Origin of the sequence: uncultured Streptococcus sp. (assembly GCF_905372115.1) — a bacterium.
Lineage (GTDB): Bacteria > Bacillota > Bacilli > Lactobacillales > Streptococcaceae > Streptococcus.
This window is the reverse complement of sequence record NZ_CAJPNR010000009.1, coordinates 1-25,429: the sequence shown is the minus strand read 5'-3', so window position 1 is coordinate 25,429 and position 25,429 is coordinate 1. Positions and strand designations below refer to the sequence as shown.

Below are 25,429 nucleotides of genomic sequence, written 5' to 3'. Positions count from 1 at the left end.
TTACATACTTTCTAAATCTTTTAACTTGACCGAGACAATCTTAGAAACGCCAGATTCCTGCATGGTAACTCCGTAAATAGAGTCTGCAGCTGACATGGTTCCCTTACGGTGAGTGACCACGATGAACTGGCTGTCCTTGTCAAATCGATTGAGATAATCCCCAAAACGTTTAACATTGGCCTCGTCCAGCGCTGCTTCGACTTCGTCCAAGATGACAAAAGGAATGGTCTTAACACGGATGATAGAGAAGAGCAGAGCCAAAGCCGACAAGGCCTTCTCCCCACCACTCATCAGATTAAGCGACTGGATCTTCTTGCCTGGTGGCTGCACGGAGATTTCTACACCAGCTGTCAGCAAGTCTCCCTCCGTCAATATCAGGTCTGCCGAACCACCGCCAAACATCTGACGGAAAGTCACCTTGAAGCTTTCACGAATGGCTTCAAAAGTTGATTTAAAGCGTTCCTTGACTTCGTCATTCATCTCTTCAATCGTCTCTAAGAGCAGATTTTTGGCTGATAGGACATCGTCTCGTTGCTCGTTGAGGAAGTTCAAACGGTTGCTGACTTCTTCAAACTGCTCAACTGCTTCCAGATTGACCGGACCTAAAGCTCGAATGGCTTTTTCCAGATCCTTCACCTGGCTTTCAGCAGCTGGCAAACTTTCTAACGGACGAGCCTGGCTGCTTGCTTCTTCGAAGCTCATCTGATAGTCATCTGTCAGATTGCTTGCCAGACGGCGCATGACATCCATGAGCTTATCCTTTTCTGCCTCAGCCTTGGCCTGCCGGCGAATCAATTCTTCATTTTGATGGCGGGCTTGCTCCAAACGACTGGCAATATCGTCAGACTGTCCTTCTAGATCTTCAAGCTCAAATTTCAGACGAATCAGTCTTTGATCCAGCTCAATCTTTTCTTGCTTGGCAGTCTCTAATTGCTCTTCCAGAATTGTAATATCCACCTTCTGCAGGCTGGACTGTTCCTTTTGCTCCATCAAAAGCTCCAAGGTTGCCTGCTCTTTTTCAAGGCTGGCTTTTTCCTCAGACAGTCGTTCCAAGTCATTCTTTTCAAAGCGTTGGTTGGAGGTCAACTCTGTCCGCTGAAGCTTGAGTTCAGCTAGGCGAGAGGAAAGCTTGTCGAAACGAGCCTGAACTGCATCTTTGTTCGACTTCACCTGCTCAATTTCCGCAGTGATGTCGCTTTTCTCTTTCTCAATCTCCATCAAGCGGGTCTGCAGTCGGTCTTTCTCTTCTGAAATATCCAAAGCAGATTGACCAGCCAACTCTTGCTCCTGTAGATTTTTCAGACTTGTAAGCTCTTCTACGCGCTTGGCTAACTGTTCATAGGCTAGATTAGCCTTTTGCTCAGCCAAGCGAGCCTGCTCACCGTCTGTCTTGATTTGTTCCAATACCTGCTTAGCCTGACTTAGCTGGTTTTGCAGAAACTGCACTGCTTCTTCCTGCTCTTTCAAGCTGTCATTTTTCTGCTTAATCTCTTCAAGCAGAGCATCTAACTCCGGCTTGATAAAGATAGTATTGTTATTGCGGTTGGCACCACCGGCATAAGAACCGCCAGTCCGAAGCTCCGTCCCATCCAAAGTCACCATACGAACCTGATAGCGTACTTGGCGAGCTGCTGCTCGGGCATGCTCCACTGTATCAAAAATAGCGGTCGTTCCCAGCAGATTTTGAAAAATGTTGTCTAAAGACGAATCATAGCTGACCAGAGAAGAAGCCAGTCCTAGAAAACCAGGACTCTTTTCAATTGTAGCACGGTTATGGTCAGCCAGCTGACGCGGCTTGATGGTTGTTAAAGGCAGGAAGGTTGCCCGACCAGCCCGATTTTTCTTCAGAAATTCGATAGCCCGAGTCGCAGCCGCCTCATCTTCCACGATAATGTTCTGACTGCTGGCTCCCAGCGCAATTTCCAACGCTGTCTGATAGTGGGGGTCGAAGCTAAGCTTTTCGCTAACTGCTCCTACAATACCACCCAGTCGACCTGCCTCCTGCAGTACACTCTTGACTCCAGCATAGAAATTACTGTGATTTTTGAGAATGGCTTCCAAGCTATTGGAACGTGCCTGCTTGTTTTTGAGGTCGTCCAAAAGCTCCAACATCTTAGTCTGATGATGCTTATAGTCAGCCTCCAGCTTCTCTACCAACTGAACCTGACTTTGGTAGTCAGCCAGTAGATTCTTGAGGGCTTGGCGAGCAATTTCCAACTCTTCCAAACCAGCCTGCTCCTGAGTCTGACTAGCTTCTAAATCTTCTTGCAATTTAGCATAGTCTGCCTTCTTGCTCTCAGCCAATTTAAGCTCGCTAGCCAGCTGGCTCTCCAGAGAAGTCAAGTCATTAGAAAGATTCGCCTCTTCCTGCATGAGCTTGACATACTGCTCACGCAGATGTTCAATCAGCTGGTCTGGATCATCTGAGAAGTCTGCTAATTCTGCTTCCAAAGCAGCGATAGACTGCTCATTGTCAGTCAGTTTGGCAGCTATTTGGCTCAATTCAGCCTGCTTGTCTTCTATGTTGTTTTCTATCTGAGCCAGTTTTTCTGACAAAGCGGCCAAACGTTCTTCATTTTCCCGACGGCTCGTCGCTGCCTGACTGGACTCCAACTTAGAAAGGTCAATCTGACGCTCCAAATCACTGATTAAGCGGGTCAATTCCAGCAAACTAGCTTGATCATCAGACAAAGTTTGATTGAGCTCATGGCGCTTGGCCTTCAAGGTTTGGTTTTCAACTTCCAGTTCATCGCGCTTGCTATAGTAGGCTGCTAGCTCCTGCTGGATATTCCTTAAATCTTCTTCAGCCTGGGTCAACTTTTCCTTGTTAGCTGTCAGCTGAGCCACCAAAACATCCAAGTAAAGCTCTCGGCGCTGGCCATCCAGACTCAAGAAGCGCTTAGCAGTTTCAGCCTGCTTCTCCAAGGGCTTGACCTGGCTCTCCAGCTCGTAGATAATGTCTTCCAGTCGATCCAGATTATCCTGGGTTTGACTAAGCTTGCTTTCCGTTTCTTTGCGGCGTGTCTTATACTTAAGCACTCCAGCCGCTTCTTCAAAGATTGCCCGACGTTCCTCGGGCTTACTGTTGAAGATTTCCTCGACCTTCCCTTGGGAAATGATGGAGAAGGAATCTCGTCCCAGCCCTGTATCCATGAAAAGATCATGGACATCGCGCAGACGGACTTTTTTGCCGTCAATCTTATACTCACTGTCACCGCTGCGGTAAATGTGACGCTCCACCCGAATCTCATTAGCAGCATCCTTGATAAATTGGTCACTGTTGTCAAGAACTACCACCACTGATGCGTAATTAAGCGGCTTGCGGGTTTCTGTTCCCGCAAAAATCACATCGGGCATCTTGCCGCCCCGCAGACTTTTCACACTGGACTCTCCCAAGGCCCAGCGCAGGCTCTCCGTAATATTGGACTTGCCGGAACCATTTGGCCCAACAACCGCTGTCACTCCCTGATCAAAGACAACTTTAGTCTTGTCAGCAAATGACTTGAAGCCCTGAATTTCAATTTCCTTTAAAAACATGAAGAACTTTCCTTTTCAAATGCGTTTTTAGCAGCTTCCTGCTCGGCCAGCTTTTTAGAACGCCCCTGGCCTTGACCGGACTTGCGGCCATTGATAAGAACGGCCACCTCGAAATTTTTGGCATGAGCAGGTCCTGTCTCGGAGACGACCTGATAGGCAATTTCCACATCGCCATTAATCTGCAGCAACTCCTGCAGCTTGGTCTTATAGTCCGTCACCCGCTCAAAATCTCCCGCTTCCACCTTGGGAATCATGACTTGATAGAGAAAGCTTTTGACTGCTTCCACACCCTTATCCAAGAGCAAAGCGCCTAAAAAGGCCTCGAACAAATCACCTAAAATCGTATCACGATTCCGGCCGCCAGACTTCTCCTCACCGCGTCCCAGCTTGATAAACTGATCAAACTGACAATCACGGGCAAAGCCTGCCAAGCTCTCTTCCCGAACAATCATAGAGCGCAGCTTGGATAGGTCGCCCTCTGGTCTCTTAGGATACTTGGTATAAAGATACTCCGAAATAATCAGTTGCAGAACAGCGTCTCCTAAAAATTCCAAGCGCTCATTGTGTGAAATTTTTAAGAGGCGGTGCTCATTGGCATAGCTCGTATGGGTAAAAGCCGTTTCCAACAAGGTCTCATCAGAGAAGATCAAGTCAAACTGCTCCAGCAATGCTTTTTTCAAATTTTCCATTACTATTTTACATCATGCTGACTTCAGTCAGATAAGCAGCATGATACCTTTTCCTTTCCAAAGATATACAGTCTCTATTATAACAAAAAACAGGCGCAAACGCACCTGCTGACAGTGATTTCTATTCCTTATCCGGAATTACTTTAAACAAATAATAGGTGATAAAAACAGTCAGACCCAACAGTCCAATCTTAACCCAAATAATAGGTGCTAGAAAAATGGAAATCCCCATCAAGATATAGATGGAAACGATAATCTTTTTCTTTCGCTCCTTGGCAATTGTTCCCGTCTCTCGAAAATCTGCCACGTAGGTCTGATACATCTTGGTATGATAGAGCCAATTCTCAAAGCGCTTGGAACTGCGCGAAAAACAGGCAATGGACAAGAGAAGAAATGGTGTCGTCGGCAGGAGAGGTAGAAAAATCCCCAAAACTCCCAACCCTAAAGATAATAGACCTACCACAAAGTAAATTGGCCGCATACAAGCTCCTTTCCGATATTTAAGAATCACTTAAGTTCATTCTCTGACTAAGAAAAGTTCAAACTATCGATTTTTAATATTTAAAACGGGTATAGATGAATTTTTAATTGTTCTTCTGCTCATTTTTATTCTCCATCTCTTTTTTTCGCTGCTCTTGAATTTTAGAGACTTCTTTTTGCCACTCCATGTAGTCTTTATAAGTATCTAATGTTTTATTCTCATTATAATCTTCACTCGTAACAATATCAACTGTTTTTTCACCTACTGGAGTAAACCAATGGCGTAGGATTTGGTATTCTTCTTCTGCAGTAACCAATCCTTGACGAAATCCAATAGAACTTATTTGTGAATCATCTTCCATATGCTGTATAATTTCTGGATACTCTCGACTTAAATTAATCTCCTCCGACAACTTACTACCAGAATTCAAAGTCAGTCGATCTCTATCCAGCGAAGCGCCTCTTTCTTTGAGAATATCATAAAAATTTGTCCCATAAATCAAATCTCCCAATCTATATTGATAGCGTGATTCTAAATGGTGCAAGATGGGATTCTCATCTTCTATCTTATATGTTTCTAAATTTAATAAGACAAATGTGGGACTATCTCCCTTCCACTTACGGAGCTCCAAAATTTGATAATCTTGACCATCTTGGTAAATAACGCTTCCTAAGGCCCCTAAATAGTAAGAGGAATCATATTTTTTTACCAAAGCATACAAATCCACCTTCTGAGCGCTTGGTTTCTTCTGCTCAATATCATAGATGTATATATTCCAATACCAACCTTCTGATGGTCTCTCCGAAGAACTGGCTCTATCAAATCTCCGCTCATCTGTCACTAAGTAGCGCTGCCCAAGGCCTCCATTTGGAAATATATCTTTGTTGGATGATTGTATCAAAACAAACTGATTTTTATCACCGAAAGTTTCAATATTTTCTATTTTTGGCTTCTTAATTTCTCCATATTCAACTTTTGGTACTTTCCTATTGAACACTATGTAACAATAGATAAAAACACCTATCAATGCAAGTCCTACAGCCATAATGGTAATTAAGATATATTTTTTTCGAAACATTCTCAGAACCTCCCTTGGGCAATACGATTGAAATCAGCTTCTCGCATAAAAACTTACCACAACTATTTTTGTATTAACTTATTATATCATACAGTCCTTTAAAGTAGAGAAAAAGAGACTGGGACAAAAGTGTCTCAGTCTAGCTTTACTATGTTCAAAAGGTCTTGATTCGCTATCTGATTACTCAACACCAAGTGGCTGTTGAGGTTGCAAACCCTAATTGCGAAGTAACTTACTTTCGATTTTGTCCATCTTTTCACTTCAAAAAGTTCCTTTGATGAAGACTTTTAAATACTCGTCAAAGGCGTTGCGGTATCAGGCGAGGTATCATAGACCTGGAAGTCGTGGCCGACTGCCATATCAGCTTGAGCCAGTTGATTGACCATGGTCATGTGGGCCAATTCCTTGATATTGTTTTCCTTACTGAGATGTCCCAGATAGATTCGCTTGGTGCGATTGCCCAAAGTCCGAATCATGGTCTCCGCTCCGTCTTCATTGGATAGGTGACCCATATCCGACAGAATCCGCTGCTTGAGACTCCAAGGATAGGCACCGCTGCGAAGAATTTCAATATCATGGTTACTCTCAATCAGGTAACCATCGGCATTTTCGATAATCCCAGCCATCCGGTCACTGACATAGCCCGTATCCGTCAGCATGACAAAGCTTTTGTCATCCTTCATGAAGCGGTAAAATTGTGGACAAGCTGCGTCATGACTGACACCAAAGCTCTCCACATCCAAGTCTCCAAAGGTCTTGGTCTTGCCCAGTTCAAAGATATGCTTTTGACTAGCATCCAGCTTGCCCAAGTCCTTTTCCATAGCCTTCCAAGTGGCCTCATTAGCATAAATATCCAGATGATACTTGCGGGCCAACACTCCAACGCCATGAATGTGGTCCTTGTGCTCATGAGTCACTAAAATGGCATCCAAATCCTCAGGCTTGCGGCCAATTTCGCCCAACAAGCTCGTAATTTTCTTGCCTGATAAGCCAGCGTCAACCAGAATCCGCTTTTTGTCTGTTTCCAGATAGAAACAGTTACCGCTTGATCCTGACGCCAGAATACTGTATTGAAATCCTTTAGTCATGTTTACTTTCTATATATCATCTTCATTATCCCAGTCATCATCCCGGACACCATCATTCTCATAAGGCAAGACAATGGTAAAGGTCGAGCCCACACCATACTCACTCTTAGCCCAGATAAAGCCCTGATGCTGCTTGATAATTTCCTTAGCAATAGCCAGCCCCAGACCTGTTCCGCCCTGTGCACGGCTGCGTGCCTTGTCCACTCGATAAAAGCGGTCAAAAATCTTAGGCAAGTCCTGCTTGGGAATTCCCAGACCTTCATCCGCAATCGAGAGAATCAACTGCTCATCAGTTGTCTTGATGGAAACAGTAATGGTTCCACCATCTGGCGAATACTTGATGGCATTGTTCATGATATTATCAATCACCTGAGTCAGCTTATCTGTATCAATCTCCACCCAAATCGGTGTTATCGGATAATCACGGATAATCTCATATTTCTTAGTTTCGTCTTGATTTTTAATCTTGTCAAAGCGATTGAGGATAAAGGTGATAAAGGCGGTGAAATTCGTCAACTCTACTTCCAAATGGCTCGTCTCGTTGTCAATACGGGACAGACTAAGCAAGTCCGTCACCATCCGCATCATGCGATTGGTTTCATTGAGTGATACCTTGACAAAGTCCGGTGCTACTGGCTCAGACAAGGCTCCCTCATCCAGGGCTTCCAGATAGGACTTGACACTGGTCAGCGGAGTCCGCAACTCATGGCTGACGTTAGAGACAAAGAGGCGACGCTCCCGTTCTTCCTTGTCCTGCTCTGTCGTATCATGCAAGACAGCTACCAAACCAGAAATGAAGCCCGACTCCCGCCTTACCAAGGCAAAGCGAACCCGCAAGCTCAAGTACTCACCATTTTCATCCTGAGAATCAATAGTCAGCTCAGGAACATTGGTAATCAGGTCCCGCAAATCATACTCGTCTGAAATCGAAAGCAGATCCAAAATACTCATATTTTGGACCTCATCTCTCTTAACTCCCAACTGCTTGGTTGCCATATCGTTGATAGTGATAATCTGCCCCCGGCGGTTGGTCGCAAGCACGCCATCTGTCATATAGGACAGGATACTGGAAAGGCGTTTAGTTTCTTGCTCAAGGTTTTCATGTGTCAGTCGAATGACCTCTGAAAGATCATTGATACTGTTGGTCATATCTGTGATTTCTGGACTGCCCTGCATGTCCAGCACCTCAGAATAGTCCCCTGCAATCAAATCTTTAACCTTTTGATTAAGCTGTACAAGCTTTTGGTTATCCCGGCGATTTTCCAATAAAAGCAAGGCCACAACTACAATGAAGCCAATAATAATGATTGCAAAGACAAAATCCGCAGAAATCACAAATTGTTTAATTGCTTCAATCATTATTTCTCATATAGTAGCCAACCCCGCGGCGAGTCAGGATATACTCAGGTCGGCTTGGCGTATCTTCAATCTTTTCACGCAGGCGGCGAATGGTCACATCCACTGTACGGACATCGCCAAAATAGTCATAGCCCCATACTGTTTCCAGCAAGTGCTCACGTGTCATCACTTGTCCGATATGTGTCGCCAAATGGTGAAGCAACTCAAACTCACGGTGGGTCAGCTCCAACTCCTTGCCATGCTTCTTAGCAACAAAAGCATCTGGCAAAATCTGCAGTTCCCCAATGGTCAGCTCGTTCGGGCCACTTTCTTCCACTTGGTTTTCCACAACAAGGTCTGCCCGACGAAGAAGTGCCTTGACGCGCGCCTGCAGCTCACGATTTGAGAAAGGCTTGGTCACATAGTCATCTGCACCGATTTCAAGGCCAATAACCTTGTCAAACTCACTGTCCTTAGCAGACAGTACAATAATCGGCACATTGCTGGTCTTGCGAATAGTCCGAGCCACTTCCAGTCCATCCACTTCTGGCAGCATCAAGTCCAGAATCAAGATGTCTGGCTGTTCTGCCTCAAACATTTCCAAGGCTTCCTTACCATCAAAGGCAGTCAAAACCTCATAGCCTTCCTTGGCCATATTAAACTTAATAATATCTGAGATTGGTTTCTCATCATCTACAACTAATATTTTCTTCATATGTTCACCTTAACATAAGATTGGGATTGAATCAACTCCATGATAGAAAAGTTATGACATAGTCAGCTAAGTCGTCCTGCATCAAAACGTGCAAAAGGCAATCTAGTTTGCCTAGCTAGACTCCCAATCCAATTTTATTTATTTATCTAGTCTTATTATACCAAAGTTTTCTTAAAAAACACTAATTCAAGCCATTTTTATTCCACATTTGTAGAAAATGGACAATTCTCATCCAAAAAATTTTTCTCTGAATGGAAATACTCATTTTTATTCAATTTGACAGTTTATTTATTCTATGGTAAAATCTATGTCATATTATCTAACACAAAGGAGAAAGATATGGCTTTAGTTGAATTTAAAAATGTCGAAAAGTATTACGGAGACTACCATGCTCTGCGCAATATCAATCTCAGTTTTGAAAAAGGACAAGTAGTCGTACTGCTGGGACCATCCGGCTCAGGAAAATCTACTCTTATCCGTACAATCAACGCTTTAGAAGGTATTGACCAGGGAAGCTTGATCGTCAATGGCCACGAGGTCACGAACACTGCTGCCAAAGATCTGGTCAATTTACGTAAAGAAGTCGGAATGGTCTTTCAACATTTTAATCTTTACCCCCACAAAACGGTGTTAGAAAATGTTACCTTGGCACCTATTAAAGTTCTAGGAATGGATAAACAAGAAGCTAAAAAAATCGCTCAAAAATATCTAGAATTTGTCAACATGTGGGACAAGAAAGACTCTTACCCAGGCATGCTGTCCGGTGGGCAAAAGCAAAGGATTGCCATTGCCCGTGGTTTAGCTATGCATCCTGAGCTCCTGCTCTTTGATGAACCGACTTCTGCCCTGGACCCTGAAACAATCGGGGATGTTCTGGCCGTTATGCAAAAATTAGCCAAAGACGGCATGAATATGATTGTGGTCACACACGAAATGGGCTTTGCCCGTGAGGTAGCTGACCGTATTATCTTCATGGCAGACGGTGAGGTGTTAGTGGATACTACTGATGTTGATGCTTTCTTTGACAATCCTACCGAGCCTCGCGCTAAGCAGTTTCTCAGTAAAATTATCAACCATGAGAGCGATAATGTGCTTTCTTAAAAAGGAGAAGACCTATGAAACTACAAAAAATACTCATTAGCCTACTCTTACTCCTTCTGACTCTAGGCTTGATTCACGCCACTCCTGCACAAGCCGATTCCAGTAGCAGCCAACAGGTCAAGGCCATCCAGAAACGCGGAGTCCTTAATGTCGGTGTCAAGCAGGATGTACCTAACTTTGGTTACCTAAATCCTGATAGCAATACTTACAGCGGTCTAGAAATCGATATTGCAAAGAAAATTGCCAAGGAACTAGGCGTCAAAATCAACTACGTCCCAGTTACCGCACAAACTCGCGGACCACTTCTGGACAACGGACAAGTTGACATGGTAATTGCGACTTTTACCATCACAGATGAGCGTAAGGAAATCTATAATTTCACAACCCCTTACTACACCGATGCTTCTGGTTTTCTAGTTAATAAATCCAGCAAAATTACAGACGTCAAGGACTTGAATAACAAGACTATCGGCGTCGTCCAAGGCTCTATTACTCAAACCTTGCTGGAAGAAATCGCTCAAGAGAAAAAACTCAACTTCAAATATGTGGAGTTAGGCTCCTATCCTGAACTTGCTGTTTCCTTACGGGCTCACCGTATTGATGCCATTTCTGTTGACAAGTCCATCCTGACAGGCTATGTAAGTTCCAAGTCAAACATTCTGGATTACAGCTTCAAAAAAGCCGATTATGGTGTGGTAACAAAAAAATCCAATACTCAATTGAATGACTATGTAGATGGCCTAATCTCTAAATGGAAGGAAGACGGCAGTCTACAGAAAATTTATGACAAATATGATTTAAAACCATCTGCTTCAACAGATGATTAGAAAGGAGACCCCATGAGTTTTAGTATTTCTTCTTGGCAGGCCTACTTTGCGGACTTTGGCATGTTTTTCCAAGGATTCCTCTTTACCTTAGCCATTTCTATCGGTGCCCTAATCTTGGCTCTTCTACTAGGGATTTCCTTCGGAGCTATCAGCACAGGTAAGCATAAAGTTCTACGTGGCCTAGCTCGTGTTTTTGTTGAGTTTTATCAGAATACACCACTCTTAGTGCAATTTGTGATTGTCTTTTACGGTCTTCCGCTAGTTAGTAATTACACCATCATGCCTTCAATCTATTGGACTGCGGTTCTCTGTGTAGGACTGTACCACGGTGCTTATATCGCTGAAGTTATCCGCTCAGGTATCCAGTCCATTCCTCGCGGACAGACTGAAGCTGCACTATCTCAGGGCTTTACCTATGTCGAAACCATGAGATACATCATCCTGCCCCAAGCTTTTCGGATTATCCTGCCACCGCTAATCAATCAGGTCGTCAATCTGATTAAAAACACTTCTACCGTCGCTATTATCTCTGGTATGGATCTGATGTTCGTAACCAAGTCTTGGTCTGCTCTGAACTCCAACTACATCCCAGCCTTTGCTGGAGCAGCTTTGCTCTACTTCCTCCTTTGCTTCCCAATCGCTAGCTGGGGACGTAAGGTAGAGGAAGCCAATAAACAAGCCTACAGCATCTAAGGAGGTCTCTATGGAAAATATTTTAAAAGTCTTAACCACAAATAACCTCCTCTTTATCCTTAAGGGGCTCTGGCTGACACTGCAAATTTCTTTCATTTCCATCGTCCTATCCACGATTTTTGGAACTATTCTAGCAGTCATGAGAAACGGAAAAAATAAACTACTCAAACTGATTGCCAGCATTTATATCGAATTTGTCCGTAATGTACCCAATCTGCTCTGGATTTTCACTATCTTTTTAGTCTTTCAGATTAAGTCAACGCCAGCCGGTATCATTAGCTTTACTGTCTTTACTTCTGCTGCTTTGGCAGAAATTATCCGGGGCGGCCTCAATGCCATTGATCCAGGTCAGACTGAAGCCGGCTTATCTCAAGGATTTACTCAGTTTCAGATTCTGCGTTATATCATCCTACCTCAGGCTATTCGAAAAATGCTGCCAGCCATCATTTCTCAATTTGTAACAGTGATAAAGGATACCAGCCTGCTCTATTCTGTTATTGCGCTCCAAGAACTCTTTGGTTCTGCTCAAATTCTAATGGGACGCTATTTTGAAGCTGAACAGGTCTTCGCACTCTACCTATTAGTAGCAGCCATCTATTTCCTGATTAACTTCGCTATTTCCAGCTTCTCGCGTAAGCTATCCCAACGCTGGGCTCAAGCTGCAGAATAGATAGCTCAAATATATAACTACTGTGCAAAAGTTGAGTTTACCAACTCAGCTTTTTTATTTTTAATATTTGTGGTAGAATAATATCAAAGGATAGACAAGGAGAACGATATGAAAAAACTAACATGGCTTTTTATCACTGTCTTAACACTAATCTTTCTCAGCGCCTGCGGTCAGCACGCTAGCTTCCAGGGAAAATGGAAGGCTCAGAAAGCAAATGGAGAGGACATTGACATTGTCTTCAATGACAAGACCGGCAAGCTAGGTGATAAAGAATTTCACTATAAGATAGATAAGTCAGGCTATCAAGAAAATACTAAATATTACAGTATCACTGTCAGTGACACCTATCACTACACCATCCTTTTCCCAGATGATGATATGAAAATAGCTACTCTTCTAGAACCTGATGACCCGTCTAGTGACCCACTTTACGGAGAAATGCTCTATGCTATGAACCGAAATGAGTATCCTGATTTTGATGATTATGTGGATAAATACTTGAATTAAGTTTAAACTTGCTAACATAATTAGTTAAAGAAGTTTCTACCTACAGATAGAAAACAATTAAACCCGAGCCAATTGGCTCGGGTTTAATCGTTATCTAATGAATTCTACTTTTCAACGCGTGATTTGTTGGCAATGTCTGCTAAGATCTGCTCTACAAATTCGTCTACTGGTATTGTATGTGTTTCTTTTTGACCGTAGCGGCGGACATTAACAGTACCGTCTTCTCCTTCCTTGTCACCAACGATAAGCTGATAAGGAATCTTGCTAGTTTGTGAAGCACGAATCTTGTACTGCATTTTTTCATTACGCTCATCCACATCAGCACGGACACCCTTGTCGCGCAGCTTTTTAGCTACTTGCCAAGCATAGTCAATATGGGCTTCGTTAGAAACAGGAATCAAAGTCACTTGATGCGGAGCCAGCCAAGTCGGGAAGGCACCCTTGTAATTTTCAATCAAGATGGCTGTAAAGCGCTCCATGGTTGAGATAACTCCACGGTGAATCATAACTGGGCGATGCTCTTCACCGTCAGCTCCGACATATTTGAGGTCAAAACGCTCTGGCAAGAGGAAGTCCAGCTGGATAGTTGACAGAGTTTCTTCATTTCCAAGAGCTGTTTTAACCTGGATATCGAGTTTAGGGCCGTAAAAGGCTGCTTCTCCTTCTGCCTCAAAGTAGTCCACACCCATTTCGTCCAAGGCTGCTCGCAGCATGGTTTGGGCATTTTCCCACATCTCATCGTTATCAAAATACTTATGCGTATCCTGAGGGTCACGAAGAGAGAGACGGAAACGATATTCTGTCAAGTTGAAGTCAGCGTAAACGTCGATGATCAACTGCAGCGCACGTTGGAATTCCTCTTGAATCTGCTCTGGCGTTACAAAGAGGTGGCCATCGTTGAGAGACATTTCACGTACACGTTGAAGACCAGTCAGGGCACCAGATTTTTCGTAGCGGTGCATCATGCCAATCTCGGCGATACGGATTGGCAACTCGCGGTAAGAGTGAACATGGTGTTTGTAAACTTGGATGTGGTGCGGACAGTTCATGGGACGAAGAACAAACTCTTCTCCATCACCCATATCCATGGTTGGGAACATATCCTCTTGATAGTGCTCCCAGTGGCCAGAAGTCTTATAGAGCTCTACAGAAGCCAAAGGCGGAGTGTAGACGTGTTGGTAGCCGGAAGCCAACTCTTTGTCAACGATGTAGCGCTCCAACTCACGACGAACAGTGGCACCGTTTGGCAGCCAGAATGGCAAACCTTGCCCCACTTCTTGAGAAATCATGAAGAGATCCAGCTCTTTACCTAACTTACGGTGGTCGCGTTCTTTAGCTTCTTCCCGCATTTGCAGATATTTCTTCAGGTCTTTCTTGTCAAACCAAGCAGTACCATAGACCCGCTGCATCATAGCATTGTCGCTGTTCCCGCGCCAATATGCTCCAGCCACGTTCAAGAGGTGGAAGATTTGAATCCGACCTGTAGATGGAACGTGAGGCCCACGGCAGAGATCCACATATTCACCCTGACGGTAGATGGTCAAACCGCCCTCATCTTCTGAGTGCTCTTCAATCAATTCCAACTTGTAAGGATCGTTTTTGAAAATTTCACGCGCCTCATCCTTGGTCACTTCCTCGCGGATGGATGGGAAGTTTTCTTTGACGATTTTCTTCATTTCTTCTTCGATACGAGGCAGATCTTCATTTGAAATTTGCCCTGTTTTATTGTCCGTATCATAATAGAAACCATCCTGAATGGCAGGACCAACGCCCAAGTGAATATCTGGGAAAAGACGGCGAGCCGCTTGCGCAAACAGGTGGGCTGCAGAATGACGCAAGATGTCTAAAGCATCTTCGTGGTCAGGTGTCACGATTTCAATGGCACCATCTTCAGTGATGGCACGAGTCGTATCAATCAATTTGCCGTTGAATTTACCAGCCAAAGCTTTTTTAGCTAGGGAATTGCTGATAGATTGAGCAATTTCAAAAGTTGTAACGCCAGATTCGAATTCACGCACAGCGCCATCTGGGAAAGTAATCTTAATCATGAGTTTTCTCCTTTAATATCTATTCTATTTATATTGGACAATTTAAAGATTCGAGCAATCTCTTCCGCAGTCTGCTTTTCTGATTGACTACCATCTGTTATGAGGCTAGAATAGCCTAATCTCACCGCTTCCTTCCGAACCATTTGAGCAAAAAGAATGTCTCGCTGCATCCAGTTTTCAAAAGCTTGCTCAGGATTGGTTGTTCCCTCTAAGACATAAGGAACCCATTCTCTCTGTCTATAATGCTTTTTCTGAAAATCAGCTGTCGGAGTCAAGCATAGATAAGAGGGCACTGGGCATTCAAGCTCCTTTACCAAGTGAGGCAAAAGTCCTGCCCCCTCCACTAAGAAAGGTCTATCTTGATTTTTTATCAAGTAAGATTTTACATAAGGAAAAATCTCTTCATAAAAGCGCCATTCTTCATCTGCCATCTCTTCTGGATTTCTCATCCAGATTTGTTCCGGATTTCTGTCCTGTCTAAGAAGGCAAATCGGCTGTGAGTCTGCACTTGCTTGACTCATCATCTCGTCTACCAAATCATCCAGTTTGATATGAAGCAGCTGATACTGTCTAGCAAGAAGTGAAGCAATTGTTGACTTCCCACTACAAGGCGATCCGCCAATCATATAAAGCACCATTCTCCCTCCTTCTGACAAAAGAAAAACGACATCCTCAAAAGGACGTCGCAACGTGGTTCCACCTTCATTTATGCAAGCCAAAAGACTTACACCTCGAATCGGCTCTAACGTAGCCACCGTTTTATGTTTGCATAAAAGCTAATAGAGTAGTCCCAACTGCATCCTCTACGCGATTTCCAGCTCCACGCGCTCTCTAAAAGATTTCCTGCAGGTGATTTGTCTCTAGAAAACATTATAGCACGATTGGAAAAATTTGCAAGAGCTATTGGCCATCAAAACCGGAAAAACGATTGAGAGCCTCTTGACTCAAAGTAGCTGCTTGACGTTTTTTACGGTGTTGCTCTGCCAACAGCATTCCTCCCAAAGAAAGGAATAACAAGACATGAATATCCCTAGCATTATAAAGCGTGGAAGTGATTGGATTATAAATCTTGTCTCCTGAGTAAAAAAGGCCATCAAAAAAATTTTTGAATAGATAATAATAATGGACACCAGGAATCAGAAGGAGGAAGGGCAAAACGAAGCCATTCTTCCGAGTATTTATATAAGCAATCCCTGCACCAACAAAGGGCAGCAGTAAAAGATAATACAAAATATTAAAGTTTGAAAGCCAGTTCAAAACACTTTCTACACTTTCTGTATTGTCTATAAGATATCTCCAAAGCTCTTGCCAAATCCAATCTGAAGCAATGAAAATGCCATAGAACAAAAGCAACCACGGCAACTGTTTGAGATATTTTTTCATAAGATTTCTCCTCTATTTCTAAACAAAACCTTGCATCAATAGCTATTGCCACAATGATGCAAGGCATGTTTCTATTCTAATAATTTAGTAATATTCCTGATTTTTTTCACTTGCTTACTCGAAGCTTTGAGGATACGAACGGAGCCATTGATTGGAAGAGAAATGACTTTTCCAGGCAGATAGGCCACTGTCTTGGCCAGACGCTTGGCAGCACTTTCCTCTGGGCTGAGCTCGTTATGGAAGTCCTTAGAAATGGTTAAATCCAGATAAAACTCATAAACTCTGCGACCAAAGTTCTCCGCTGAAATCTCGTAGAGCTTGTCTGCTAACTTCTGCTCATCCATATCAGGTGTCGCAATAATTGCCTCTAAAATAGCGCCTGATAAATCCCGCTCTTGGTAATAAAGGGTCCCAAAAATCTTGTCACTGATAACATTATCCAGATAAGGATTTCCATGGGCAATAATCGGTGTGCCGCTGGCTAAGCTTTCCAGATAAGTCAGACCTTGGGTCTCACTGGTCGAGGCAGAGATAAAGAAATCCGCAGCTTTATAGTAAAGAGCCGTATCACTAGGAGCAATCATCCCCGTAAAGATGACAGCTTCTTCAATCTGAAGCTTGGCAACCAGTTTTTTCAAGTCTTCTGCATAAGGACCGTCGCCGACAATGACTAGCTTGACTTTGTCATTTTCTTCTAGGACGGCAGGCATCGCCTCAACGATAGCCTGGATATTCTTTTCATAAGAAATACGGGACAGACTGAGCAGCATAATCTCATCTTCAACCAGTCCTAGCTTGAAACGAAGCTTCTTGATATCCTCACGCGAAATTTCCGGCCGCTCAAACTTCGCCAGCTCAATCCCTGTCGGAATTACCCGTTTTTCTGCTTCGATTTTATAATCAATCAAGAGATCATAAACAATCTCGCTAGGGCAGATAACCCCATCCAAGTCACTCATGAAGCCACGGACGATATATTTGACCATGCTAGGACGGATGACCATCCCCTTGGCAATATAGTGCACATAATCTTCATACTGGGTATGATAGGTATGTACTACCGGAATCCTTAGCTCTTTGGCGATCCAAATCCCCAGCAGCCCTAGTGAAAACTCAGTCTGGGTATGGATAATATCCAGCTGGTACTGACGGGCAATTTCTAAGGCATGAGAAAAGCCTCGGTAAGCCACTCTTCGGTCCTTAAAGGCAAAGAAAGGTACGCTGGGAATCCGAATAATCTGCCAATCCTCATAACGATTGACATCCTTGTCCGTCGTCGTAAAAATAAATACCGTGTGACCTAATTTTTCCAGCTCCGTCTTCAAAGTCCGAATACTGGTAGCAACCCCAGAGACCTGAGGAAAATAGGTATCTGTAAAAAGACCAATACGCATCTTACATCTCCAAAACTGTTTGATAAGCCTCAACTAACTGACCTGAGACATCGTCAATTGACCGGCTTTTAGCCACCTGATAGCCTGCTTCACGCTTATCCACCTTTTTATCTAGGATATTTCTCAGAGACTGGACAAACTCATCTACATTGTTGCAGAGATCGGCTGAACGCTCATCCACCCAGCCCTGATAGACTGGAATATCACGCAGCACAACATTCTGCTCACTGGCCAGGGCTTCCAGGACAACAATTCCTTCAGTTTCCTCATAGGACGGGAAAAAGAAGGCATCTGCTCCAGACATGGCTCCCTGAAATACCGCTCCCTTAAAATAGCCAGGGAATTCGACATTATCAGGGTGGTCAAAGAGAACCAGACGGCGAATCTTGCGCGGAATCAGCCAGAGATTGATAGAGCCCAGCCAGATAAAGCGCACATCTGGCATCCTGCGGGCAACCTCTACAAAATCCTCAATCCCCTTGCGGCGGAAATAAAGACCAGCACAGACGACCACCTTCTGCCCATCTTCAATCTTGAAATACTTTTTAAAAACTTCTTCCTTGCGAGAATCTTTCTTATACTTAGGCAGGTCAATACCGTTTGACACAGCCACCATAGGCGTAGTGACCCCATAAGACTGGATCAGCTGCTTGGAATACTCCGACGGCGTGATAATGAAATCCGCCTTTTTATACATGTGAGTTAGGTATTTACCAAAAAGCGGAGCAAAAAGATTGGAACCAATAAAGGAATTTTCAAAGTCCTCCTTGGTCGAATGCCCATGCATAATCACTTTTTTATTGCCCCTCTTGGCAGCATGCAGGAGAAGCAAGCTACGAGGACCATAGGTATTGATGTGGACCACATCATAATCTCCTAAAACGTCCGTCGTATAAGGAATCCCAGCCAAATCCAAGGCATGCATCTGATGCTGGAGGGCTCGGCCGATTCCTGATTTCTCCAAAACGGACTTTCCTTCAAGATACAGTAATACTTTCATACTTCCTATTATACCTAAAATAAAATAAAAAGGAAATCCACAAGGGCAAATGAGGTAAAAAATCCATCCAAAGCCTGATAAAGCTTAGAAAACTGCTCTAACTGAATGGAAACACAAAAAAGCTGAGGTACTACACCTCAGCCTCGCTTCATAATCATAAAACTCTCTTAAAGCAGTAATTTGCTTGGTCTCTTTTGTCGCTTTTCAAGCTCAGAAGACTTGATAATCAAGCTTCTATCTCACCGCTTATTTCCGAGTTGATTTACGCTCGCTAATGCTGTGAGCTAGGAGAACTTCGCGTTCTTCCAATTCTTCCTTATGCATAATCTTAGTCAGCATGCGCATACTGATAGCGCCGATGTCATAAAGAGGCTGACCGATTGTGGAAAGGTTAGGACGAGTGAAACGAGCTACTTGCGAATCATCACTGGTAATGATTTCAAAATCTTCTGGAACCTTGATTCCTTGATCAGACAGACCATTTAAGAGGCCTGCTGCCAACTCATCTCCTGTGACAAAAGCTGCAGTTGCTTTGGAAGCAATAACACGCTCTGCCAAGTGGTAGCCATCATCATAAGAATATTTAGATTCAAAAACCAAGCCTTCGCTGTATGAAAGTTTCTTGTTCTTCAAGCCATCTTTATAGCCTGATAGACGGATTTTCCCGTTGATATCATCTACAAGCGGTCCGCTGACAAAGGCAATTTTTTTATTGCGCTTAGCCAGTAATTCTACAGCATCAACCGTTGCTTGCTTGTAGTCAATATTAACGCTCGGAAGCTGATGCTCCACATCGACAGTACCCGCCAAAACGACCGGTGTACGCGAACGTGAAAACTCTGAGCGAATTTTCTCTGTCAGATGATAGCCCATGAAAATAATGCCATCCACCTGTTTAGAAAAGAGAGTATTGACAACGGATACTTCCTTATCATCGTCCTCATCACTGTTAGCCAAGACAATATTGTATTTATACATTTCAGCAATATCATCAATCCCTTTTGCCAGAGTTGAGAAATAGCTATTGGTAATATTTGGAATGACAACGCCGACGGTTGTAGTCTTCTTGCTGGCTAGTCCACGTGCTACTGCGTTTGGACGATAGTCAAGACGGTCAATGACCTCTAAAACTTTTTTACGTGTGTTTTCTTTGACGTTCTTATTTCCATTCACTACTCGACTGACTGTCGCCATCGAAACTCCCGCTTCACGGGCGACATCATAAATAGTTACTGTGTCGTCTGTGTTCATATAGTTTCCTTTCTTCTATTGAAAATATCGTTTTCACTTTCCTACATTCACCATTTTATCACTTCTTGTAAACACTTTCAAGTATTTTGATAAGTTTTTGAAAAGTCTTGCTTTTTTTGACATTTTTTGCCAAAATAGAGGCATAGAAAGAAGGTTGTGACCATGACAAAAATTCAACAAATCACCCACTATCTCGAGAATGAGAAGCTAGATGCCGCTGTTCTGTCTGATCCAGTCACTATCAATTATCTGACTGGTTTCTACAGTGACCCGCATGAGCGGCAGATGTTTTTGTTTGTCTTTCCTGACCATGAGCCCCTGCTCTTTGTGCCTGCTCTAGAAGTTGAGCGTGCTTCAGGTTCTGTTCCCTTTTCAGTCCTTGGCTATATGGACTCTGAAAATCCTTGGCAGAAGATTAAAGCAGCCCTTCCGGCTCACTCCTTCAAGACTGTCGCTCTTGAGTTTGATAACTTGATTTTGACCAAATATCATGGATTGAAAACCGTCTTTGAAACTGCAGAATTTGCCAACCTGACACCTTACGTCAACCGCTTGCGCCTGATTAAGTCTGCCGATGAAATCCAGAAAATGCTGGTAGCTGGGCAATATGCTGACAAGGCTGTCAATATCGGTTTTGACAATATTTCACTGGACAATACCGAAACAGATATCATCGCTCAAATTGACTTTGCCATCAAGCGAGAAGGCTATGAGATGAGCTTTGAAACTATGGTGCTGACGGGAAATAATGCAGCTAATCCGCACGGCATTCCTGGAGCCAATAAAGTCGAAAATAACGCCCTCCTCCTTTTTGACCTTGGCTGCATGGTTAATGGCTATGCCAGCGATATGACACGGACCGTTGCTGTTGGCCAGCCGGACCAGTTCAAAAAAGATATCTACCATCTGACTTTGGAAGCCCAGCAAGCTGCACTTGACTTTATCAAGCCAGGTGTCACAGCTCATGAAGTAGACCGTGCCGCTCGGCAAGTCATCGAAAAAGCGGGCTATGGTGAGTATTTCAATCACCGTCTCGGCCATGGTATCGGTATGGATGTTCATGAATTTCCATCTATCATGGAGGGCAACGACATGGTCATCGAAGAAGGCATGTGCTTCTCTGTTGAGCCTGGTATCTATATCCCTGGCAAGGTCGGTGTCCGCATCGAAGACTGCGGCCATGTCACTAAGAATGGTTTTGAACTCTTCACCGAAACTAGCAAGGACTTGTTGTATTTTGAATAGAATTTTATAAGCCTATTTTATGTCTTGAATGATTATTGGGCGTGGCAAAAGCCATCTGCCCATTTTAGCTATCATTGTTGGAGGCTTTCAGGTATCACATTTTTGATTAATGAGGAAATCGAATACCGTGAGCGCTTCTCACTCTTCTTTAGCTCAAATAGACTTTGAACATCATTATAGCTCTCTTGGTCCTTACGCATTTATAATTTCAAAAAACGATAGAAAAGTTTCTGTCGTTTTTTCTTGTTTCCTAGTAATTATACTAAGTCATTTAGATTCACCCACTTTTTCTCCAATGAAGTCGTCTGTAGAGGCGTTCCGAAGAACTCAATTGATCCGCTCTAACCAGTTCTTACACCAGCAAGATGTTTTCATCACTGAAAAGAGAAAAAATTTTGCTACCAATAGAAAGCGTCATTAAACCTTGTCATATCAGAGGTTTTTATCCCTTCTTGCCCTTCTGATTTAAAAATGTTATAATTTTTTATGAAAAATTGTCTAAAAATTCTAATCTTTGCTGTTAAGGAGGTCTGGATGCTCTTCAAAAAGTCAGAAAATCACGGATTTTCTCGCTATATCTGCCTGCTCTTGCTTCTCATCATTTTTCTGGCTTGCTCCCTCTTTTTGGCAGTATCTTTGGGATCGGTCACTATTAATATACAAGATACTTACCAGATTATTTTCAGCAAGCTCGGTTTCTCCCTTGGCACAGGCAAACTATCGCCGTCTACAATCGCTATTGTTTGGAACATGCGGGTTCCAAGAGTGCTCTTAGGAATCCTAGTTGGTGCTGGGCTGTCTGTCTGTGGCAGCGTCATGCAATCTACTGTCAATAATCCCATCGCAGAGCCTTATATCCTGGGAATTTCAGCGGGTGCAACCTTCGGAGCCACACTAAGCATTATCTTAGGACTCAAATCCATTACTGGCACAGGTGCCTTTATAGGAGCCATTCTGGCATCGGCAGTGGTCCTTTTTATCGCATCCATGCAGGGAAAAATGACGACAAGCAGTCTGATTTTATCAGGAACAGTTGTAAATGCCCTTTTTATCGCCTTTTCCAACTTTATCATTTCTGTCGGTGCTAATGCTGACAGCCTTATGACGATCAAGTTCTGGACCATGGGCTCGCTAGCCGGAACTTCTTGGTCAGACCTTGCCTTGCCGGCTCTTATTGTTGGTTTCTCCTTTTTGTTTTTCTGTTCCCAGTATCGTATTTTCAATACCATGATGATGGGTGACGAAGCAGCTTTGACACTGGGGGTACCTCTGCATTTTTACTGGTTCCTTTATATCACAATTGTCGCAATCATGACAGCGGTGCTGGTTGCCTGCTGCGGCATTATCGGCTTCGTCGGACTAATCACTCCGCACATTGCTCGTAGATTAGTCGGTACCAACTACAAAAGGCTCTTTCCTATCGCAACCCTGCTCGGCTCTCTCTTTCTTGTCTGGGCAGATGTTTTGGCTCGAATTTTGGTCAAAAATGCCGAGCTGCCGATTGGGATCTTCACCGCTTTAGTCGGCGCCCCCTTCTTCATCTACATTGTTGCCAAAAGCCGAAAGGAGGTAAGCAGCTGATATGGATCTAACTTGCCAAAATATCCACTATGCCGTCGGCCAAAAAGAAATCTTGAAAGGGATTTCATTCAAGGTCGAGGGAAATCAGTTTCACACCATTTTAGGGCCCAACGGAAGCGGTAAAACTAGTCTGCTCAAAACCATTTACCGCCAAATCAAACCTGACAGCGGGAACATTTATCTAGACGGAAGGCCACTTGAACAGGTCAGCATAAAAAAAGCAGCCCAGAAAATAGCCGTTGTAACTCAGTTTAACCATCTTCAGTTTGACTGCACCGTCCAAGAAATCGTCATGCTGGGCAGGACGCCGCATCTGTCCCTTTTTCAAAAAGAGAGCGAAAAAGACTATGCCCTCGTCCGTCATGCCTTGAGGCAGGTAGATATGCTAGATAAGGGGGACCGAACCTATCTATCCCTGTCTGGCGGTGAGAAGCAAAGAGTCCTGCTGGCACGCGCTTTGGCCCAGCAGCCAAGCCTACTGCTCCTAGACGAGCCAACCAATCATCTGGATATCAAATACCAGCTGGATATGCTGCGTATCGTGAAAGACCTAAAGATCAATGTTTTGGCTGTTCTACACGATATCCAACTGGCTTGTCGGTATTCAGACTATTTGTACCTCATGAAGGGAGGTGAGATTGCATACCAAGGCGCTCCAAAGGAGGCCATCACCCATGATTCACTGCAAGCCGTTTACGGTATTCAGAGCAAAGTGATCTGGACTAACGATCGACAGGCCATGATTCAGTATCTATAAGAGTCTGTTTTCAGCTTTATCTATACAAGCTCCAAGTCCAAGAAAGGAAGGAAATATGAAAAAAACACTCAGTATCTTACTCGTCGCAACTGCTGCACTGACAATGGCAGCCTGTAATTCTTCATCAAAGGAAAGTACGAAAGAAAGCTCAACTTCGCAATCTTCCTCCAAAACTGAAAGCGCGAAAAAGAGTACAGCAGAGACAAAATATCCAGTGACAATCAAAACCTACGATGCCGAAGGCAAGGAGATTGATCAGGTCTTTGAAAAGGCACCGGAAAAGGTCATCACCAACAACCTTTCAACAACCGAAATCTTGATTGAACTAGGATTGAAAGACAAGATCGCCGGTATGCTCAATCCAGACAATGATGTCACAGATAAATACAAGGCTGATATTGCAACCATTCCGCAAGTTGGCGACAAGAAAACCGTATCACAGGAAACTGTGCTATCCTATGAGCCAGATGCTCTTCTTGGCCGAAACATGATGTTTTCCGAGAAGTCTCTGGGGACAGTCAGTGCCTGGAATGAAAACAAAATCCCTGTCTATACACAGAAGGCTTCCCTGTCCAATACCAAGCAAGACCTAGGCAATATCGTTGAAGATGTCAAGAATATAGGAACCATCTTTAATGTCCAAGACAAGGCCAATCAGTATGCTGACCAGCTGCAGGCAAGAATTGACAGTGTTAAGAAGACCAATAAGGCTAGCCAAGGCGAAAAGAAAAAAGCGCTCATCATGTGTGCTTACAACGATGAGACTTTCGGTGCCTATAAATCTGCCTTGCAGGAGAGCTTGCTTAACCAGCTCGGCTATACCAATGTAGCGACTGGAACCTCTGACTTGACCTTGGAAAATCTGGTCTCTATGGATCCAGAAGTCATCATCTACGTAACCAGCGACCGCAACAAGGCCATGGATGAGCAAGCAGTTGATCTAATGAAAGCTAATCCTGTTCTAGAAGATGTCCCAGCAGTCAAAAATCAGAAAATCATGACCATATCCTATGATGAGTTCATGGATTATGGTCCTGCTGTAATCGACTCACTCGAGAAAATCAATGACTTTGTCAATAAATAAGACCTTTGTCTGGGAGGGTATCACTGTCAAAATTGCCCTGCCCCAAGATTATGACGGATCGAGACCTTATCCTGCTGTCTTGCTAAACGATGGACAGATAAACTACCTAAGCAAGCTTTCTTCATCGGTAATCTTGATCGGACTGATATCAAACAACAGGCTGGACGATTATACCCTCTGGAAAGCCAATGCTCTAAAGCCTGACAATCCCGATTTTGGCGGCGGAGCAGATAGCTACCACCAGAAACTATTCAACGGTATATTAGCAGAAATCAGACAGAGTTACCTACTGGATGAAAATAGAATTGCCTATGGTGGCTACTCTCTCGGTGGACTAGCGGCTGTTTACAGTCTCTATAGCGTTTCCGAGATTCCTTGTGTTTTTTCTATCTGCGGTTCTTTTTGGTACCCAGGTTTTAGCGACTATTGCCAGACACAGGACTTGAAAAACAAGGACTGTCTGGTTTATTTGCAGAATGGAAAGACAGAAGGCGCGAATCACTCAAACCGACTTTCCAAAGCTCCTTTTTATGCTGAAGAAATTCATCGCTTGATTCAGAAAGAAATCCTTACCACTTTCTCCGTCTTTGATTCTTACGGTCATCATGAAGCCCTCAAAGAGCGCTATGCTGCCTTTTCCGATTGGCTGGCCACACAATGGCATCTCGACTAATGAAAAATCCCTTTGTCACTCACAGTAGCTGACAAAGGGGTTTTTTAGTTTATTGCTGTACGTAAAAAAGACTCTCACCAGTAAAATGGTAAAAGTCTTGGAAAAAAATTACACTAAAATTATTACTGTCCCTCATCCCCAAATTTACCAGTATGAAGGTGGGTAATACTGTCATGACCAGGTAAAACGGGCAGACCGCCAGAATCCTTACGGCTGAACACTTCAAGCAAGCCTGGTGTCAATTGAGAGTTTTTCAACTGCTCAGGGCTAATCTCATGGACAATTTCTG

At 43.6% G+C, this 25,429-nt stretch carries 23 protein-coding genes and 1 pseudogene; 10 read left to right on the top strand and 14 right to left on the bottom strand.

Going from position 1 to position 25,429, the window contains the following annotated elements:
• The 7 genes from smc to yycF form a co-directional block, all read right to left on the bottom strand.
• A complete protein-coding gene (smc, locus tag QZ169_RS04220; RefSeq protein WP_295505054.1) occupies positions 1 to 3,537 on the bottom strand; it encodes a chromosome segregation protein SMC in 3,537 nt (1,178 codons plus the stop codon).
• Positions 3,528 to 4,226 carry a ribonuclease III gene (gene rnc, locus QZ169_RS04215; protein ID WP_295505053.1) on the bottom strand — a complete coding sequence of 233 codons (699 nt, stop codon included), beginning with the start codon at positions 4,224 to 4,226 and terminating at the stop codon, positions 3,528 to 3,530. Before rnc ends, smc begins: the two co-directional genes overlap by 10 nt.
• A 121-nt stretch (positions 4,227 to 4,347) precedes the next feature.
• Positions 4,348 to 4,707, bottom strand: coding sequence for a YbaN family protein (locus tag QZ169_RS04210; protein WP_002903152.1), 360 nt, complete (start codon positions 4,705 to 4,707; stop codon positions 4,348 to 4,350).
• Positions 4,708 to 4,810: 103 nt separating this feature from the next.
• Positions 4,811 to 5,785 (bottom strand): hypothetical protein, encoded by a 975-nt coding sequence (locus QZ169_RS04205; RefSeq protein ID WP_295505052.1) that lies wholly within the window; start codon positions 5,783 to 5,785, stop codon positions 4,811 to 4,813.
• A gap of 287 nt (positions 5,786 to 6,072) precedes the next feature.
• Entirely contained in the window at positions 6,073 to 6,873 is an 801-nt protein-coding gene (locus tag QZ169_RS04200) for an MBL fold metallo-hydrolase (protein WP_295505051.1), read from the bottom strand.
• Between the two features lie 9 nt (positions 6,874 to 6,882).
• Positions 6,883 to 8,232 carry a cell wall metabolism sensor histidine kinase VicK gene (vicK, locus tag QZ169_RS04195; RefSeq protein WP_002899938.1) on the bottom strand — a complete coding sequence of 450 codons (1,350 nt, stop codon included), beginning with the start codon at positions 8,230 to 8,232 and terminating at the stop codon, positions 6,883 to 6,885.
• Positions 8,225 to 8,926, bottom strand: a complete 702-nt coding sequence (gene yycF, locus QZ169_RS04190; RefSeq protein ID WP_002894937.1) for a response regulator YycF — start codon at positions 8,924 to 8,926, stop codon at positions 8,225 to 8,227. Before yycF ends, vicK begins: the two co-directional genes overlap by 8 nt.
• Before the next feature lie 339 nt (positions 8,927 to 9,265).
• On the opposite strand from yycF, the gene QZ169_RS04185 reads away from it, so the two are divergent.
• From QZ169_RS04185 to QZ169_RS04165, 5 genes are all read left to right on the top strand, one after another.
• Positions 9,266 to 10,027, top strand: a complete 762-nt coding sequence (locus QZ169_RS04185; RefSeq protein ID WP_002920730.1) for an amino acid ABC transporter ATP-binding protein — start codon at positions 9,266 to 9,268, stop codon at positions 10,025 to 10,027.
• 14 nt (positions 10,028 to 10,041) lie between these two features.
• Complete coding sequence (locus tag QZ169_RS04180) at positions 10,042 to 10,854, top strand: transporter substrate-binding domain-containing protein (RefSeq protein WP_295505050.1); 813 nt, start codon at positions 10,042 to 10,044, stop codon at positions 10,852 to 10,854.
• A gap of 12 nt (positions 10,855 to 10,866) precedes the next feature.
• Positions 10,867 to 11,547 (top strand): amino acid ABC transporter permease, encoded by a 681-nt coding sequence (locus tag QZ169_RS04175; RefSeq protein ID WP_295505049.1) that lies wholly within the window; start codon positions 10,867 to 10,869, stop codon positions 11,545 to 11,547.
• A gap of 10 nt (positions 11,548 to 11,557) precedes the next feature.
• Positions 11,558 to 12,217 carry an amino acid ABC transporter permease gene (locus QZ169_RS04170; RefSeq protein WP_049547961.1) on the top strand — a complete coding sequence of 220 codons (660 nt, stop codon included), beginning with the start codon at positions 11,558 to 11,560 and terminating at the stop codon, positions 12,215 to 12,217.
• 108 nt (positions 12,218 to 12,325) lie between these two features.
• Positions 12,326 to 12,724, top strand: a complete 399-nt coding sequence (locus tag QZ169_RS04165; RefSeq protein ID WP_295505048.1) for a hypothetical protein — start codon at positions 12,326 to 12,328, stop codon at positions 12,722 to 12,724.
• A 104-nt stretch (positions 12,725 to 12,828) separates the two neighbouring features.
• Here the strand turns inward: QZ169_RS04165 and thrS are convergent, their stop codons facing one another.
• From thrS to ccpA, 6 genes are all read right to left on the bottom strand, one after another.
• A complete protein-coding gene (thrS, locus tag QZ169_RS04160) occupies positions 12,829 to 14,772 on the bottom strand; it encodes a threonine--tRNA ligase (protein ID WP_295505047.1) in 1,944 nt (647 codons plus the stop codon).
• Entirely contained in the window at positions 14,769 to 15,461 is a 693-nt protein-coding gene (locus tag QZ169_RS04155; RefSeq protein ID WP_367113040.1) for an AAA family ATPase, read from the bottom strand. Before QZ169_RS04155 ends, thrS begins: the two co-directional genes overlap by 4 nt.
• A 211-nt stretch (positions 15,462 to 15,672) precedes the next feature.
• Complete coding sequence (locus tag QZ169_RS04150) at positions 15,673 to 16,155, bottom strand: hypothetical protein (protein ID WP_295505045.1); 483 nt, start codon at positions 16,153 to 16,155, stop codon at positions 15,673 to 15,675.
• Between the two features lie 71 nt (positions 16,156 to 16,226).
• A complete protein-coding gene (locus tag QZ169_RS04145; protein ID WP_295505044.1) occupies positions 16,227 to 17,549 on the bottom strand; it encodes a glycosyltransferase family 4 protein in 1,323 nt (440 codons plus the stop codon).
• A 1-nt stretch (position 17,550) separates the two neighbouring features.
• Positions 17,551 to 18,549 carry a glycosyltransferase family 4 protein gene (locus QZ169_RS04140; protein WP_295505043.1) on the bottom strand — a complete coding sequence of 333 codons (999 nt, stop codon included), beginning with the start codon at positions 18,547 to 18,549 and terminating at the stop codon, positions 17,551 to 17,553.
• Between the two features lie 246 nt (positions 18,550 to 18,795).
• Positions 18,796 to 19,800: a catabolite control protein A gene (ccpA, locus tag QZ169_RS04135; RefSeq protein ID WP_002894913.1), complete on the bottom strand. Its 1,005-nt coding sequence runs from the start codon at positions 19,798 to 19,800 to the stop codon at positions 18,796 to 18,798.
• A gap of 162 nt (positions 19,801 to 19,962) precedes the next feature.
• On the opposite strand from ccpA, the gene QZ169_RS04130 reads away from it, so the two are divergent.
• The 5 genes from QZ169_RS04130 (at position 19,963) to QZ169_RS04110 (ending at position 25,140) form a co-directional block, all read left to right on the top strand.
• Positions 19,963 to 21,045, top strand: a complete 1,083-nt coding sequence (locus QZ169_RS04130; protein WP_295505042.1) for a Xaa-Pro peptidase family protein — start codon at positions 19,963 to 19,965, stop codon at positions 21,043 to 21,045.
• 534 nt (positions 21,046 to 21,579) lie between these two features.
• Complete coding sequence (locus tag QZ169_RS04125) at positions 21,580 to 22,626, top strand: iron ABC transporter permease (RefSeq protein ID WP_295505041.1); 1,047 nt, start codon at positions 21,580 to 21,582, stop codon at positions 22,624 to 22,626.
• Between the two features lies 1 nt (position 22,627).
• Complete coding sequence (locus QZ169_RS04120; RefSeq protein ID WP_295505040.1) at positions 22,628 to 23,383, top strand: ABC transporter ATP-binding protein; 756 nt, start codon at positions 22,628 to 22,630, stop codon at positions 23,381 to 23,383.
• Between the two features lie 55 nt (positions 23,384 to 23,438).
• Positions 23,439 to 24,467 carry an ABC transporter substrate-binding protein gene (locus QZ169_RS04115; RefSeq protein ID WP_002912909.1) on the top strand — a complete coding sequence of 343 codons (1,029 nt, stop codon included), beginning with the start codon at positions 23,439 to 23,441 and terminating at the stop codon, positions 24,465 to 24,467.
• Positions 24,448 to 25,140, top strand: coding sequence for an alpha/beta hydrolase-fold protein (locus tag QZ169_RS04110; protein ID WP_295505039.1), 693 nt, complete (start codon positions 24,448 to 24,450; stop codon positions 25,138 to 25,140). Before QZ169_RS04115 ends, QZ169_RS04110 begins: the two co-directional genes overlap by 20 nt.
• Positions 25,141 to 25,262: 122 nt before the next feature.
• Here the strand turns inward: QZ169_RS04110 and QZ169_RS04105 are convergent.
• Positions 25,263 to 25,429: pseudogene (locus QZ169_RS04105) on the bottom strand (NADH-dependent oxidoreductase); the annotation flags it as partial.

Coding starts and splice junctions, on each gene's coding strand:
- smc (WP_295505054.1), bottom strand. CDS start 3,537: ATGTTTTTAAAGGAAATTGAAATTCAGGGCTTCAAGTCATTTGCTGAC.
- rnc (WP_295505053.1), bottom strand. CDS start 4,226: ATGGAAAATTTGAAAAAAGCATTGCTGGAGCAGTTTGACTTGATCTTC.
- QZ169_RS04210 (WP_002903152.1), bottom strand. CDS start 4,707: ATGCGGCCAATTTACTTTGTGGTAGGTCTATTATCTTTAGGGTTGGGA.
- QZ169_RS04205 (WP_295505052.1), bottom strand. CDS start 5,785: ATGTTTCGAAAAAAATATATCTTAATTACCATTATGGCTGTAGGACTT.
- QZ169_RS04200 (WP_295505051.1), bottom strand. CDS start 6,873: ATGACTAAAGGATTTCAATACAGTATTCTGGCGTCAGGATCAAGCGGT.
- vicK (WP_002899938.1), bottom strand. CDS start 8,232: ATGATTGAAGCAATTAAACAATTTGTGATTTCTGCGGATTTTGTCTTT.
- yycF (WP_002894937.1), bottom strand. CDS start 8,926: ATGAAGAAAATATTAGTTGTAGATGATGAGAAACCAATCTCAGATATT.
- QZ169_RS04185 (WP_002920730.1), top strand. CDS start 9,266: ATGGCTTTAGTTGAATTTAAAAATGTCGAAAAGTATTACGGAGACTAC.
- QZ169_RS04180 (WP_295505050.1), top strand. CDS start 10,042: ATGAAACTACAAAAAATACTCATTAGCCTACTCTTACTCCTTCTGACT.
- QZ169_RS04175 (WP_295505049.1), top strand. CDS start 10,867: ATGAGTTTTAGTATTTCTTCTTGGCAGGCCTACTTTGCGGACTTTGGC.
- QZ169_RS04170 (WP_049547961.1), top strand. CDS start 11,558: ATGGAAAATATTTTAAAAGTCTTAACCACAAATAACCTCCTCTTTATC.
- QZ169_RS04165 (WP_295505048.1), top strand. CDS start 12,326: ATGAAAAAACTAACATGGCTTTTTATCACTGTCTTAACACTAATCTTT.
- thrS (WP_295505047.1), bottom strand. CDS start 14,772: ATGATTAAGATTACTTTCCCAGATGGCGCTGTGCGTGAATTCGAATCT.
- QZ169_RS04150 (WP_295505045.1), bottom strand. CDS start 16,155: ATGAAAAAATATCTCAAACAGTTGCCGTGGTTGCTTTTGTTCTATGGC.
- QZ169_RS04145 (WP_295505044.1), bottom strand. CDS start 17,549: ATGCGTATTGGTCTTTTTACAGATACCTATTTTCCTCAGGTCTCTGGG.
- QZ169_RS04140 (WP_295505043.1), bottom strand. CDS start 18,549: ATGAAAGTATTACTGTATCTTGAAGGAAAGTCCGTTTTGGAGAAATCA.
- ccpA (WP_002894913.1), bottom strand. CDS start 19,800: ATGAACACAGACGACACAGTAACTATTTATGATGTCGCCCGTGAAGCG.
- QZ169_RS04130 (WP_295505042.1), top strand. CDS start 19,963: ATGACAAAAATTCAACAAATCACCCACTATCTCGAGAATGAGAAGCTA.
- QZ169_RS04125 (WP_295505041.1), top strand. CDS start 21,580: ATGCTCTTCAAAAAGTCAGAAAATCACGGATTTTCTCGCTATATCTGC.
- QZ169_RS04120 (WP_295505040.1), top strand. CDS start 22,628: ATGGATCTAACTTGCCAAAATATCCACTATGCCGTCGGCCAAAAAGAA.
- QZ169_RS04115 (WP_002912909.1), top strand. CDS start 23,439: ATGAAAAAAACACTCAGTATCTTACTCGTCGCAACTGCTGCACTGACA.
- QZ169_RS04110 (WP_295505039.1), top strand. CDS start 24,448: ATGACTTTGTCAATAAATAAGACCTTTGTCTGGGAGGGTATCACTGTC.